We start from the raw sequence: 14,601 nt of genomic DNA, 5'->3' as shown, positions 1-14,601 counted from the left end.
ATCGCGGAGGAACCGACCGATGTCACCTGATGCCTACCTTGAAATGGCCGAAACCGAAGCCTGCCACTGGTGGTTCCGGGGGCGGCGCGAAATCGTCGGCACGATCCTGTCCGGCCTGGCGCTGCCGCGCGACGCGTCCATCCTGGAGATCGGCGCGGGCACCGGCGGAAACCTTGAGATGCTCTCGCGGTTCGGCAACGTCAGCGCCGTGGAGATGGATGGCACCGCCCTGCGGCTGGCGCGGGAGAAGACCCTGGGGGCCTACGACATCCGCAGTGGCAGGTGCCCTGACGACATGCCGTTCGCGGAGCGCAGCTTCGACCTGATTTGCCTGCTCGATTGCCTTGAACATATCGCCGACGATGCCGGGTCACTGGACTGTACGGCCAAGATGCTGAAGGCCGGCGGCGCCGTACTGATCACCGTGCCTGCCTATCAATGGCTATGGAGCTCCCACGATGTCTTCCTGCATCACCAGCGCCGCTATAGCAAGCGGTCTCTGCATGCGCTGGCCACCCGGTGCGGCATGCGCGTGGAACGGATGTCCTATTTCAATACGCTGCTGTTTCCGCTCGCGGTCGCTGCCCGCATCAGCGACCGGCTGAGCGGCAACCAGAAGGCAATTGGAGCTGGTCTCCCGCCCCCACCCGTCAACCTGGCGTTGCACCGGCTGTTCAGCACGGAGCGCCACTGGCTGGCACGCGGCTCGCTGCCGTTCGGCATTTCATTGATGACCATCTTGCGCGCATCGTGAACGCCGGCAGCACCGCACCCGAGCTTCGTCGATTCACGCGATTCCTGGTATCGGGCGCCACCTCGACGGGCGTGCATGTCGCCATCACCGCGACGCTGGTCACCACGCTGGCGACCTCACCGGTCACGGCAAACTGCGTGGCCTTTGTGTGCGCGACAGCCTGCTCCTATCTGCTCAACACCCTGTGGAGCTTCTCTTCGCGCCCACACCGCGGCAACTTCGTGCGCTTTCTCTCCATATCGCTTTTCGGGCTGATGCTAACGATCTCGATTTCCTGGACGTTGCAAAGACTCGGAGCCAGCTACTGGATCGGACTTGCCTGGATCCTGCTATTGGTTCCACCTACCACCTTTGTTCTGCACCGCTGGTGGACGTATCGTTAAAACCACCTGGCAAAACCGCTCAACGAATCGAGAGAAGATAACGGCGCGTGCGAAAGTGAGCAGTGCAACGTGAGTGTCGATTCGACGCTCGAAACGGATGCGAAGCTTCCCGAAGGCAGTGAGACAGGCGGAGGTACGTTCAACGACCCTGCGGTATCTGCCACACTTCCCCTTTCAATCATGCCAACGGCAACGCCATGGCACGGCTGTAGGGTGTACCTTTCGCTCGCTTCCCACAATAATTGCAGCCTTCCCCGCGCCGACCGCCAGGTCGGCCCGTGCATTCCGCCTTTCGAGGCTCGAATAGCATTCACTCATATTGCGGCCAGCGTGCTGGCCGGCACACCGTGTATAACACCACACCAGATACTTCAGCCACTACGTTACCTCCATGATTGCTCCAGTTGCTTCCAGTTCGTGCAGAAATCGCCGGGTGCTATTTAAATTCACAGCAAGAATGCTGCCTTATCACGGCGCAGGCTGAGCTCCGGTGACCCAAACTCACAATTCCTGGACAAAGCCTTGTTTTGAACAGTGAGATGATTTTGGGTGCCAATAAATAAACGCGCCCCAGATAATTTCAATTTGCCATTATAACGTAAAGACCAATCAAAATAATGGCCACGCCGAATAGTTGCAGTGGCGATGTTGGCTCGCCAAGTGCAAAAACCCCCACAAGATAAACAAGAACGAAGGTAAGCGCCGTAAACGGGTAAACGACCGTCAAGTTGGCCCTACCGAGAGCAAAAATCCAGAGTGCCGTACCGGCACCATAAAAAAGTAGGCCAAGCAAGATCCAACCATTCAAGTAGTCCGATAAATAATGCTTGCCTGTGGCACCGAATTTAAATGCCACTTGACCCATTGCCGCAAGAATCGAGCCGACTAGTGGCGGGAAGTAAAGAAATGCTTTCATGATTCATCCGTATGGAATCTTAATTTCCTTACCACATGCCGACTCTTTAACACTGCCAACCTAGTTTTAATGCCCACCGGTAGCCGCCTCAGAATGAATTTTCGAATCCGATAAGACAAAGGAGATATATCTGGCACGGAACAGTTGCCCTCCACTCGATAATCCCTCACCGAAGAAGGGAGACCCTCGATCTCACTGACATGAACAAAGAACAGCATGTTATATCGATACCATGGTTCCACCTCACTGTTCCCAGCAACACGAGGTCTGATAAAGTCGAATAGAAAATATTCCCGCCTCGCGAAAAGATCACGCCAATAATCGTACCGCTGCTCATTTATGTGATTCTCCCCACCTTGTCCAGGTGCCGCCGCAGAAAATAGGATCTTCTTCCCATGGCGCACTAAATTCCCAACCAGAACTTCACTACACTCCAAAGGCAAATGCTCTGCAACTTCAAGGCATTGAACTAGGTCGAAATTTCTACCGATATCAAACGGTTGAGAAATATCCATTGGAATAAAATTACAATGATCAAACAGCAAAACAGATCGATCAACATAGTCGCCATCTATCCCGATAACTTCTGAGACACCCAATTTACTATGTATATTCAGCCACGCACCTGCACCACACCCAATATCGACAACGCTTGCTGGAGACAGCTCCGCGTTAATCACAGGCAGCACGTTGCGAGCCGATAAAATAGCCCCTTCGCGTTGGTAGCGATAAAAGACTTCGTCGTATTTGCGCAAGGCATTTATCTTATTCATAACAATGAAATATCCCGCTCGCTTAAATTATGGATAACTAGACTTAATCTATTGTCGACACCACAGACCTTCTGTTGCGAATGCATGACTTATGACACCGGAGCGCGGCTCAGATGGAATTATCCGAAACGATAAAGTTCAGACTCGCCAGGCAAAACAAAAAAGCCGACATCTATTGACATCCGGTGTTCTCATACAGGGACCACACGCCCATCGATTTGAGCAGCGACACCTGGCAGCGGTCATTCTCAAACAACGTCGTCGGCAGTGGCTCCGTGTGGCGAACGAAGTAGTAGCGATATTCCTGCCCCCGATTTCTTGTCCAAGTAAATTCGCGAGGGTTGGATGGACTTACAGCAGGAAGCCGGCTGGGCCGATACCGGACAACTTGCGGTGGAAACCATGCAAAGCTGAAATCGACTAGGCCCCTTCTTTCTGCCTGATACCAGGCTGGGAAGTGCAGGTAGGCACCACGATTACCAGCCGCGGTGCTGTTCGCATCGAACATCAGCGTAAGCGCCTTCTTCCCGGGCGCTGCGGCGGCCAGCAGCACATCAAAATCTTTACTCTCCGTTGCAAAACCCACGATGCGTGCCGTATGCGCGCCTAGATACGCCACACAGGCCAGGGCAAGCAAAGCTTGCCACATCGTCGACCGGCGCAGCACGGACGGCGTGTGCCTTGCTGCGGCCTGTGAGTGATGGAACATCAGCGCGTAGAACGGCAGAATGAACAATGCAAAACGCTCATAGAGGAAAGTAGTTCTACCCGCGTGGTGTGGCACAAATACCCATACCGCCAGTGCAACAAGCATCGGAATGCAGGCAGCTGGTTCCTGAGCATTGACGCGCCCCCCCAAGAACCAGGGCACGCTGAGCATCAGCAGACCGCCTATCAGGAAGAATCTGTCCTCCCACCACCCGCCCCAGGGCGCAAGGAAGAACAGCAGCAAACGCCTCATGTCCCATCCCCATATCACCTCCGGCGACGAGTAGACATATTCCGCCTCAATGCTCCGGATATGCCACACGTAAAGCAGGCAAACCACCCCCACCAGGCCATAAGGCAAAGAGGCCATGAACACGCGTCCCACCCGCTTCAACTTGCAGACGAGAAATGCCACGCCAATGGCGCTGGCAAACAGGAATGTCAGGCCATGTGAGAAGAACAGGACAACGCTGACCATGAACAATCGCGTGCCAGTCTTGCACGTGGGCTCACCGGCGTACCGGTATGCCAGCAGTATTGCCAGGAGCCCGACTGGTGCCGCCACCAGGAAGGTGACGAAACCCCAGGTATAAGCAAACCCGAAAAAGCCCGGCACGTAGAGCCAGTCAAGTCGCTCGTCGGCCCCGACCTGCCTGCGCAAACACACACACAGGTATACGAAGGCGTAGAAAGCGACCGTAATCAGCAATTTCAGCGCTGCAGCGACCGGCATGACAAATGACAACAGCAATGCCAGGCCGTAGCCCGCAAGGTAGGGGGTGAACAGGTTGATGCTGAAGACATCCGCCCAAGGCGATTCGCCCGTCAGCAGATCATGCAGCGCCGCGACCTGCCCCGCATGCTGCGGCAGATCGATCATCGGCGGATGAGGTGCGAGCCAATTCATCAAGCCCGCATACATGACCACTCCAACGAACAGCGCACGGAATGCAGTCAGTTTCCAGTCCACGTCGGAGGATCTGATGGAGTTTGAACTGGCCGAGATCTCGCTCATGGCATCCTCGTGGACTCATTTCTTACGACTACAGGGTCTTCTCGATGATGAATCTCGGCCGTTGCTTAGTTTCCGAGTAGATCTTTGATACGTATCCGCCAATGACCCCCAGGAAGAGCATCTGCAGCCCACCGAGGAAATACATGGGAACCACCGTCGATGTCCAACCCGGCACCGCCGTGTTTGTGAATAGCCGGACAAACAGCGCCCACATTCCTACTGCCAGAGAGAATCCCGCGAGAGCGGCGCCGACGTGGGTGCTCCATAGCAAGGGCTTCGATGAGAACGATGCGATGCCATCGCATGCCAGACATACCATCTTGTTCAGTGGATACTTGCTGGTTCCGGCAAAGCGGGCATGCCGCGCATACTCGACGATGGCTGTGCGAAAGCCCAGCAGTGGAATGATGCCTCGAAGAAACAGGTTGACCTCTCGAAAATCCCGCAGCGCCTCTAGTGCGCGCCGGCTCATCAACCGAAAGTCAGCATGGTCTGGGAGCACGTCCACACCGAAGTGGCGCAGCAATCGATAGTAGCCCTGCGCTGTGACGCGCTTAAAAAACGAGTCGGCATCACGTCGCGACCGCACGCCGAACACAATCTCTGCTCCTTCGCAATGCGCCTTCAGCATTGCCGGAATGGCGTCGAGATCATCTTGCAGATCGGCGTCAAGGCTCAACAGCACGTCCCCGGGAGCAGTGAGCAAACCGGCAAGCAACGCGTTCTGGTGTCCCCGGTTGCGTGACAGTTTGATGCCGCGCACCCGCACGTCCTGCGCGTTCAACGCCTCGATGATGGCCCAAGTTCGGTCGTGGGAGCCATCGTCAATGAAAGTGATGCTACTGTCCGCTTGCACCATCTGTTCCTCTGCCAGCCGGTCCATCAGCATCAGCAACCGCCTTCCCGTCTCTGGCAGTACGGCCTCTTCATTGAAGCAAGGCACAATCAGATTCAGCGTGACCATGACACTTCCCGCTTTCGAGCCATTGTCTGGCGCCGTTTGACTTGGAATCCGCTCCGGAGCGTGTTGAACAGCAAGCCGACTCGGGCAAGATAGTTGCGTACCTTGGCGGATACTCTCGCGAAGATACGAGCCGGTCAGCAGACTGGTGATATGAGCACGCTGAGTATGCCGTCGCTCGACCAATTGCAGGGCGTCAGCGATCTGGTAACTTGCGAAGAACGACGGCGACTCCTCTGACGCAGCGATATCCGCAGCGTGCAAGGCCGTGTACTCGTCTGAGTACCTGTCGAATTCAGCTTTGTCCATGGTCGACATCCCGTGTCATTCAGCTTATCCACGCTTCGCACTGGCAAGCCGGACTACCTTCCTGCCGCCCGATACGCCGCCCTGCGGGCGCGTCTCCTGGTACCGGCGCTTAACCAAGTAGATCGGACGTCCCTTCGCTTCGTCATAGATACGTCCGATGTACTCACCCACCACGCCCAGGCCGATCAGTTGCACCCCGCCAAAGAACAGCAGCAGAGATAGCACGGAGGCATAGCCTGGGACATCCACCCCGAATACCATCGTACGCAGCACGATGAATGTTCCGTACAGGAAGGCCAGGAGCGCAATCGCAGAGCCGAGATAGGTCCAACTCCTGAGGGGTAATGTGCTGAAGCTGGTAATCCCCTCCAGCGCGAGGTTCCAGAGGCGCCACCCGGAGAACTTCGACTCGCCCGCGATGCGCGGCTCGCGTTCGTATGGAACAATCACCGTATTGAAGCCCACCCAGGCAAATAAGCCTTTCATGAAGCGGCGCCGTTCCGGCATCTGCTTGAGCGCGTTGATCACCACCCGGTCCATCAGGCGGAAATCCCCTACGTTCACCGGCAGTTTCTGGTCGGACAGTTTGTTATGGATGCGGTAGTAGGCGTCCGCGGTCACACGCTTTAGCCATGAATCGCACGCTCGGCTGCTGCGTTGCGCGAGTACCACCTCCGCCCCTTCACGCCATCGCATGACCAGTTCGGGGATCAGCGAGGGCGGGTCCTGCAAGTCGGCGTCGATGGGAATCACGGCATCGCCCAAGGCCTCATCGAGACCGGCCGTCAGGGCCGCTTCCTTGCCGAAGTTCCGCGTCAGGTCCACAACCCGCACACGTGCGTCCCGGTGCGAAAAGGTAATGAGCTTGTCTAGCGTATCGTCCGAGCTGCCGTCATTGACCAGCACAATCTCGAAGCGGAGCGCATCAATGGACTCGAGCACTGGAATGACACAGTCGAAGAAGTTCCCGATGCTCTGTGACTCGTTGTAGCAGGGCACAACCAGAGAAAGCAGCCTGACTTCGAATGGACCCGACATGATCCCCTCCCGAGACGGCGTGGCCTGTGCACACACCGCGATAGTTGCGCCTCTGCAGCCTTATTTCTTTCAGCAAGGCCACTCAACCGCATACGCCTAACCACTAGCCATTCGCCCGCAGGAGCACAGTCCATGACCCGGCCCCTGAAGAGCCCTTATCGCACGCTATTCGAACCCGCTCCACTCCGAGCCCTGCGAAGAATTGCCGCCATCAACAGCAGCGTCACGACCGCCCCGGCCTGCGGTAGCTCTGCCACGCGATTGACGCCTAACAAGAAGGGCAAAAGCCAGGCCGCAAGCAGCAATTCTCGCTCGCCCTTCTTCCAACCACGCCGCATACCATCGATTGCCATGCCGGCAATAGCAATGCCCAGCCAGGTCAGTTCGTAGTACCACAGGTATGGACTTACCAGCAGAGTGGCAGTTGCCACTGCAGCAATGCGCAATTCCATCGAAGTCTGGCCGCTCCAGACTTTGAGCAACGCAATAATCGCGAAAATTGCGCACGCGGCCTGCGCGCCGTACGCTAACGCCACCGGTGCCCCGGCCAGGCGCATCATGGCAAATGCTGTCGGGCTGGAGTACCACCCGTTCCGTCCCTGCTCCAGCAATTGCTCCCTGAAAAGGCTGCTGTTCTCAAGAAAACCTGACATGGCCTCCCAACCGAATAGGCCGACACTGCTGGCAGCCATCACAATGGCGGTTGCAGCGGCAATGAAGAATGTTTTCCATGCACGGTCTGCCAGCATTGCCACAGGAAACACCACGGCCAGCTGTGGCTTTACACTCAGCAATCCAATCAGTATCCCGGCAAGCACTGGACGGCCTCTCAGATGGATAAGTGACCATGCTGCAACCCCGGCAGTCAGGAACGAGTTCTGCCCGATCATGGCGGCCTCAATGGCGCCAGGAAATGCCACCACAGGCAGCAGCACCACGTGCCGTGGCACGACACGAATGTCCAGAATCCTGAAAATCGCGGCCATATACATAACTGCCGTTCCACAGATGAAGAGCAGATAACTCAACACGAACGGCAGTAACGACAACGGCATGACTAACAGCAGAAAAGTTGGTGGATAAAGCCATGGCAGAAAGAAATTCGCGCCCCCCTTCATCGAGCCGAAGGCCATGATCACCGGCTTAAGCGACGCATAGTCATAAACCTTGGCTGCGTCACCTTTCAGCGCCAGGTACGACGCACTCCAAAAGACGGAATAATCTCCCCCGGGGCGTACTATCCGGTCGGAGGTGAAACCCTTCGATTCCCAGGCCCACAGCACCATCAGCACACCATAGATAAGCAGCATGGCTATGCTGTAGACCCGCACGCGCTCCAGGTCCAGCCAATGTCTCGAGATCGCTGATTTCGGCGCTACCGCCGAGCTATGGTCCAGGCCCATTTCTCCCCGCCCTTGATTCCGTTCTACCGCACCGCGGATGTCTGATTCCCTTCTTACAGACCAAGGCAATGCCTCGATATTCCGTTTCATTCTTATCGCTCGGCTGCGATTAAACAAGCAGAACGACGGCACGGAATAGGCCCGTTAGAGTCGCCTCCAATGACGTTTCGACATTGAACGTGCACCGGCTTGCCGTCCATTCCTGTGTTACGTCCCGCGGTTCGCCAGCATGATCGAGTAGCCGACTCTCTTCTGAAAAGTCCCGCCGTTTCTTGGCTGAAACGTTGACAGCTGCAGCGCCCTCCCTCAAGCGATACATCCCTTTGGACCGTCCAGCTGCGATGTAGCGGCGCAGCATCCTCCAGAAGCACTGTGGACCACGTGTCCTCGCTCATCCTTTTGGCTCAGGCAAACCCCTATGTAGCCGCCGCCCTTCACCCGGCGATTGATCTCATAGAAATAAGCATGATTCTCCTTAGAAACGCCGGTAGCACTCCAACGAATGGGTAGCAGCAAGCCGCGAGCCTCACCGAACGAGAATCCTTATGAAACAAGCACTTTCGCGGTGGTGGCCCGCCTTTTGCGTTGGCTTGGCAACCCCACGTGACACTGATCGCCTGGGGCAAGTATCACGAACCGCGCGTTGGCCGATAACAGGCAGCGACGGCCAACCAACAACAGCGAACGGAAGCCCTCGAGAGACATGCAAGCAGATCGAAAACTTGCCCAGCACATTCGCCCTCGCGAAGCCGCCGCATCGCGCACGCGGATGGTCCTCGTGGCACGCCCCGGAGAATCGGGGCGAAAGAGAATCACGGAAAAACAGCTGGGTTCACTTTCCGCCCGAGCATTTCGGTCTGCCCGCCAAATGCGGAAGCCGATTCGTGGTGGCCAATGGCCGTTTCATGAGTGCGCCACCTGCGGTCCGCCCCTGCATCCTTCATTCAATCAGCCTTCCCACCCATAGCAGCAATGCCCTTACCTGAAGGAGATCATCATGCGAAAACTCTTCGACAACACCAAGCGCTTCATCCTTGAAGAAGATGGCGTTACCGCGATCGAGTACGGCCTGATTGCCGCACTCATCGCACTCATGATCATTGCCGGTGCCACGCTTGTCGGCACCAAGCTCAGCACCGTCTTCGACAAAATCCAAAGCGCGCTGTAATCGGTGTGCGTGCATGCGCGAGCGGCACTCAAGCTACGAGAGCCGTTCGCGCGTACCGCACCAGGACGTGTACACATTGGAATACCCGATTTGGCTGCAACGCTCCCGACAGGCAGTACCGGCCCGACTCCCCGCGGACTGCATATGCGAAAGAGTGTCCACCCCACCGGAGAATCGTCATGCTCAAGCAGTGTGAAGGCGTAGAGGCATTCTTTCGATCCGAGCGTGGCGTGACATCCATCGAGTACGCGCTCATCGCCATGCTCATTGCACTGGTGATCATCGCATCGATTACGACACTCGGGGAGAAGGTTCGCAGCTTGTATGACGCCGTTGCCGCGGCAATGCCCTAAGCACCTGACCAGCCGGAACGAATCATGTCTGCCGAACTCTCCCCCCTGGCGCCGCTGGTTGGACCATGCGTCATTGCGCTAGTGCTGACAGCCGCAGCGACCGATATTCAGTGGCGGCGCATTCCCAACTGGCTCACGTTCGGTGCCTGGCTGCTTGCTTGCCCGGTCCAAATCTACCTGCATGGATTCCACACGGGTATGTGGATGTGGACACTGGGCTGGCTCACGGGTTTTTCGCTCTTCCTGCCGTTCTACTTGCTACGTGGCATGGCTGCCGGTGACGTGAAGCTGATCTCAGCCGTCGGCGCATGGCTAGGCGCAGGAATGGCGTTACGCGTTGCCTTGGCAACGTTTTTACTGGGCGGTCTGTGGGGCATCGCGGTCGCATTACGGTCAGGGCAGGGTCGACAGCTCTTCGAAAGCATGGTCGGCTTTGTCACGACAGGCCGCAGCATGCCTTCGGTAGGCACGCTGCCCTACGGCGTCGCCATCGCCGCCGGCACCGTAGGCACGCTGTTCATGAGTGCCTGACAACCACCAGCCAATTAACGAGAACGCCAACAAGCCTTCCAGGGGGACGCAATGAACGAGCATCACGACACAGGTCACGCACCACGGCTCCTCGAGCCGGTCGCGACCGGCAGGAATGTCCATGCCGAGCATGGCACGCTGCCGCTGCCGCCCTGGCACGTGCTGCCGCGCACGATTGCCGATACCGGCCTGGAGATCGCGCAGTTGCTCGGGCTGCTGATGAAGGCCGCCTACCAACACCGCACCGTCACGCTGGCGGTGCTGACCGACACGCTCAAGCTGCCGGCACTGGTGGTCAATGAAATTGCCGCCGTCGCCGTGCGCGAGCGCCTGCTGGAAATCGCGCACCGCGGCGCCAGCGACCTGGATGTGCGCTTCCGGCTCACTGACGCCGGCTATGCCCGCGCGGCGGAAGCCTCGGCGCGCTGCAGCTATGTCGGCACTGCGCCGGTCACGCTGGATGCATACCTCGAAGCCGTCAAGCGCCACTCGGTGAACCACGCTTCCGTGACCAAGGCGGACGTTACTGCCGCCTTCCATGACCTGGTGATCCCGCTCCACCTGCTCGACGCAATCGGCATGGCGCTGAACACCTGCCGCGCGTTGATGATCTACGGCCCGCCCGGCAGTGGCAAGACCTACCTGGCGCAGCGCCTGGGCACGCTGCTGCCCGGCGCGGTGCCGGTGCCCCATGCGATCACCGTGGCCGGCGAAATCATCCAGGTGTTCGACCCGCTGGTCCATGTGCCGTTCGACGACAGCGAAGCATCGCTGGCGCGCCGCTCGCTGGACCGCCGCTGGGTTCTGTGCCATCGCCCAGTGGTGCTGTCTGGCGGCGAGCTGACGCTGTCCATGCTGGACCTGCGCTATGACCGCGCCTCCGGCTTCTACCAGGCGCCCCCGCATATGAAGGCCAACAACGGCATCTACATTGTCGATGACCTGGGCCGCCAGCTGGTCGGCGTCACCGACCTGCTGAACCGCTGGATCGTGCCGCTGGACCGCGGCATTGACATGTTCACGCTGCAGACCGGCGTGCGCTTCTCGGTGCCGTTCGATGTGTGGCCGGTGTTCTCGACCAACCTCGAGCCGTCGGAACTGGGCGACGACGCCTTCCTGCGCCGGCTCGGCAGCAAGCTCTATGTGGGCCCGCTGTCGGTGGACGACTACCGCGAAGTCTACCAGCGCACCGCCGCTGACTTCGGGCTGGCCAGCACGGATGCGATGTTCGACTTCCTGGTTGACAGCCTGCACTACGCAAGCGATACGCCGCTGCTGGCCTGCATCCCGCGCGACCTGCTGCGCCTGGTGGACTCGGGCGTGCGCTACCACGGCCATGCCGCACAGGTTACCGAGGCAGGCCTGCTGTCTGCATGGCAAGGCTACTACGGGCTGCGCGCCTCGGCCGACGCCATGCCATCGTTAGGCGCTGCCCATCGATGGACGGATGACCATCGCGCCGCAAGCTGAACCGCACCACCGAATCATCGTACAACTGTAGGGGGAGAATCATCATGAAGAACACACGCGCAATCCTGATGCTGCTGATTGCCCTCGTCGCCGGCGTGGCGGCAGTGGTATCGGCGTCGCGATGGCTGGTCCAGCAATCCTCCAGCTCGGTCAAGCAGGTGGTCGTCGCCGCCAACGACCTGAATCTCGGGCAGCCGCTCAACGGCAGCCAGCTACGACTGGTCAGCTGGCCGGCGGGCAGCGTACCGCCGGGTGCATTCGAAGATCTCAAAGTGCTGGAGGGCCGCGTGGTCCGCACCAGCCTGCAGCGTGGCGAGCCCGTCATCGACGCCAAGCTGGCGCCGGTCGGCACCAAGGGCGGCCTGTCCGCGGTGATCAATGACGGCAAGCGTGCCATCACGGTCCGCGTCAACGACGTGGTCGGCGTAGCCGGCTTCGCGCTGCCGGGCAACTACGTCGACGTGATCGTCAATACCAACGAAGAAGCCAAGAGCACGCAGAACGGCAGCATCTCGAAGATCGTGCTCGAGAAGATCCTGGTGCTGGCGGTGGCGCAACAGGTCAGCCGCGACGACACCCAGCCCAAGGTGGTCAATGCGGTGACGCTGGAAGTCACGCCCGAACAGGCGGAGAAGCTTGACGTCGCGCGCAGCGTGGGCACCCTGTCGCTAGTGCTGCGCAATCAGATGGACGTAGCCGACATCAACACCGGCGGCGCCACCAAGGGCACGCTGCTCGGCAAGGCGCCGGAAGCGCCCGTCAAGGTTGTCACCCAGACCGCGACGCGCACTGTGGTGAAGACCCGCACGGTTGCAGCGCCAGCCCGCTCCGGTAATTGCATCGGTGTGTTGGCAGGCATGCAGGGCGGCGTCGAGTGCTTCTGACCACGTTCCGCAAGACATCCAACGAATCCTTCGCTGCAACACAGCCTCTCCGGGGGGAGATTCAAAATGAACCAGAAACGATCCGAAGCTGCAGGCGGCACCCGCATCCTGGTGCTGGCCGCCATCCTCTGCACCCCGCTGGCCGCCGCGGCACAGGCCGCCATCGAGGCCGGCAACCTGACCAAGGCGACCGCGCCCGCCGCCGCCAAGGCACCCCAGGGCCCGATGCAAATGACCATCAGCATGACGCCTGGAGCGGCCGCGCCGACCACCTCGGCCCCGCCCGTGCCGTCCGCGGAAGCGCGCGGCCCCAATTGCGCCGGCGCGATCCGTAGCGAGTCAAGCGTGATGGTGCCAGTTGGTAAGTCGCAGCTGATTACGCTGCAGGAGCCGGTGCGTAACCGCACCCTCGGGAACCCCAACGTGGTCCAGGCCACGATGGTGTCGCCGCAGACGCTCTATGTGCTGGGCCGCAGCGTGGGCACCACCAACATGATCGTCCAAGGCCGCAGCGGCAGCTGCAGCATCATCAACGTGGTGGTCAACGCCGATGCCGGCGGGCTGCAGACTTCGCTCGGCCAACTGTTGCCGGGCGAGTCCGGGATCCGGGTGATGACCGCTGCCGACAACCTGGTGCTGACCGGCAGCGTCACCAACGCGCAGGCCGCGCAGCAAGCCATGGACATCGCCCAGGCGTATGCTAACGCTGCGCAGGGCGACGGCAAGAACGGGGACGGCAACAAGAAAGGCGGCGTGCTCAACATGCTCTCGGTTGACAGCCCGCAGCAAGTGATGCTGGAAGTCAAGGTCGCCGAGGTTTCGAAGACCCTGCTGAACCAGCTCGGCTCAGCGGTGAACCTGCAGGGCGGCTTCGGCTCCTGGACCGGCGGGCTGGTGACATCGCTGCTGACCGGCGCCTCGGCGGCGTTCTTCGGCAGCAAGGCCAACAACCGGCCGTTCGACATCACCATCGATGCCCAGAAGAACGACAGCCTGGTCAAGATCCTGGCCGAGCCGAACCTGGTCACCATCAGCGGCCAGGAAGCCAGCTTCCTCGCCGGCGGCAAGATCTATATTCCGGTGGCGCAGGCCAATGTGCTGAACGGTGCCGGCACCGTCACGCTGCAGGAAGAAGAGTTCGGAGTGGGACTGAAATTCACGCCCACGGTGCTGGCCAACGGCCGCATTCACCTGAAAGTGGCACCCGAAGTGTCAGAGCTGTCGCCGACCGGCGCCACCGTCCGCGGCGGCACCCTGTCCGGCCAGACTGTGCTGCCGGTGATCACCACCCGCCGCGCTTCCACGACCGTGCAGATGCGCGACGGCGAGAGCTTTGCCATCGGCGGCCTGCTGACGGACAGCGCGCGCGGCTCGCTCAAGGCGGTGCCAGGTGCGGGCGAAGTGCCGGTGCTGGGCACGCTGTTCCGCAGCACGCAGTACCAGCAGGACCTGACCGAACTGGTGTTCATCATCACGCCGCGCCTGGTCAAGCCGATGCAGACCAACAACTACCCGCTGCCGACCGACAGCTTCTCCACGCCCAACCCGCTGTCGCTGTACTTCATGGGCAATATGGAAGGCGACGGCAAGCGTGCGCCGCAACCCGCGCCGGCACCGTCGCAGCCCGCCGCACCGGCCGCGGCGCCCGCCACGCCGCCCACGGCACCGCGCAGCGAAGGCACGCCCAACACCTCGGTCTCGGCCGTGCCGAATGGCAAGCCGCTGGATGAGCCCGCGCAGGCCGCGCTGGAACCAGCCGCTGCCACCAGCACGCGCCCTGCCCTGCCATCCCCGGCGCCCGCCCGCACCACGGCGGCCGCGCCGCCGGCCGAGGACACCGCCGCCCGCATCGCCCGCATCGAAGCCACCGCCGCCCGCCTGGCCCAGGCCAGGGCCGCGGCTACGGCCGGCCGCACCGCATCGGGCGGCAACTGA

14 protein-coding genes and 1 pseudogene are annotated in these 14,601 nt (G+C 60.0%); 8 read left to right on the top strand and 7 right to left on the bottom strand.

What is annotated here, in order from left to right; genetic code table 11:
- Positions 1-19: 19 nt before the first annotated feature.
- Together RS901_RS10070 and RS901_RS10065 are read left to right on the top strand one after the other, a co-directional pair.
- Positions 20-754, top strand: a complete 735-nt coding sequence (locus RS901_RS10070) for a class I SAM-dependent methyltransferase (protein ID WP_316148615.1) — start codon at positions 20-22, stop codon at positions 752-754.
- Positions 751-1,137 carry a GtrA family protein gene (locus tag RS901_RS10065; protein WP_316148614.1) on the top strand — a complete coding sequence of 129 codons (387 nt, stop codon included), beginning with the start codon at positions 751-753 and terminating at the stop codon, positions 1,135-1,137. The genes RS901_RS10070 and RS901_RS10065 overlap by 4 nt, the downstream gene beginning before the upstream one ends.
- Positions 1,138-1,146: 9 nt before the next feature.
- Here RS901_RS10065 and RS901_RS10060 read toward each other — a convergent pair.
- The 7 genes and pseudogenes from RS901_RS10060 to RS901_RS10030 all read right to left on the bottom strand — a co-directional run.
- Positions 1,147-1,293: pseudogene (locus RS901_RS10060) on the bottom strand (IS5/IS1182 family transposase); the annotation flags it as partial.
- 424 nt (positions 1,294-1,717) lie between these two features.
- Positions 1,718-2,053, bottom strand: coding sequence for an EamA family transporter (locus RS901_RS10055; RefSeq protein WP_316148613.1), 336 nt, complete (start codon positions 2,051-2,053; stop codon positions 1,718-1,720).
- Complete coding sequence (locus tag RS901_RS10050; protein ID WP_316148612.1) at positions 2,050-2,826, bottom strand: class I SAM-dependent methyltransferase; 777 nt, start codon at positions 2,824-2,826, stop codon at positions 2,050-2,052. Before RS901_RS10050 ends, RS901_RS10055 begins: the two co-directional genes overlap by 4 nt.
- Before the next feature lie 172 nt (positions 2,827-2,998).
- Complete coding sequence (locus RS901_RS10045) at positions 2,999-4,549, bottom strand: hypothetical protein (protein WP_316153343.1); 1,551 nt, start codon at positions 4,547-4,549, stop codon at positions 2,999-3,001.
- 28 nt (positions 4,550-4,577) lie between these two features.
- Positions 4,578-5,819, bottom strand: coding sequence for a glycosyltransferase family 2 protein (locus RS901_RS10040; RefSeq protein ID WP_316153341.1), 1,242 nt, complete (start codon positions 5,817-5,819; stop codon positions 4,578-4,580).
- Positions 5,820-5,843: 24 nt separating this feature from the next.
- Positions 5,844-6,857: a glycosyltransferase family 2 protein gene (locus RS901_RS10035; RefSeq protein WP_316153339.1), complete on the bottom strand. Its 1,014-nt coding sequence runs from the start codon at positions 6,855-6,857 to the stop codon at positions 5,844-5,846.
- Between the two features lie 155 nt (positions 6,858-7,012).
- The gene (locus RS901_RS10030; protein WP_316153337.1) at positions 7,013-8,350 is read right to left on the bottom strand and encodes a glycosyltransferase family 87 protein; all 1,338 of its coding nucleotides are present in this window, start codon (positions 8,348-8,350) and stop codon (positions 7,013-7,015) included.
- A gap of 907 nt (positions 8,351-9,257) precedes the next feature.
- On the opposite strand from RS901_RS10030, the gene RS901_RS10025 reads away from it, so the two are divergent.
- The 6 genes from RS901_RS10025 to RS901_RS10000 all read left to right on the top strand — a co-directional run bounded on the left by RS901_RS10025 (position 9,258) and on the right by RS901_RS10000 (position 14,601).
- Entirely contained in the window at positions 9,258-9,428 is a 171-nt protein-coding gene (locus RS901_RS10025; RefSeq protein WP_316153335.1) for a Flp family type IVb pilin, read from the top strand.
- A gap of 179 nt (positions 9,429-9,607) precedes the next feature.
- Positions 9,608-9,781, top strand: a complete 174-nt coding sequence (locus RS901_RS10020) for a Flp family type IVb pilin (protein ID WP_316153334.1) — start codon at positions 9,608-9,610, stop codon at positions 9,779-9,781.
- Positions 9,782-9,805: 24 nt separating this feature from the next.
- Positions 9,806-10,312, top strand: coding sequence for an A24 family peptidase (locus tag RS901_RS10015; protein WP_316153332.1), 507 nt, complete (start codon positions 9,806-9,808; stop codon positions 10,310-10,312).
- A gap of 51 nt (positions 10,313-10,363) precedes the next feature.
- Positions 10,364-11,782 carry an ATP-binding protein gene (locus tag RS901_RS10010; RefSeq protein WP_316153331.1) on the top strand — a complete coding sequence of 473 codons (1,419 nt, stop codon included), beginning with the start codon at positions 10,364-10,366 and terminating at the stop codon, positions 11,780-11,782.
- 44 nt (positions 11,783-11,826) lie between these two features.
- Entirely contained in the window at positions 11,827-12,666 is an 840-nt protein-coding gene (gene cpaB, locus RS901_RS10005) for a Flp pilus assembly protein CpaB (protein ID WP_316153330.1), read from the top strand.
- A gap of 66 nt (positions 12,667-12,732) precedes the next feature.
- Positions 12,733-14,601, top strand: coding sequence for a type II and III secretion system protein family protein (locus tag RS901_RS10000; protein WP_316153328.1), 1,869 nt, complete (start codon positions 12,733-12,735; stop codon positions 14,599-14,601).

This window comes from Cupriavidus sp. BIC8F (assembly GCF_032465815.1).
Taxonomy (GTDB): domain Bacteria; phylum Pseudomonadota; class Gammaproteobacteria; order Burkholderiales; family Burkholderiaceae; genus Cupriavidus; species Cupriavidus necator.
This window is presented reverse-complemented; position numbering and strand designations above follow the sequence as displayed.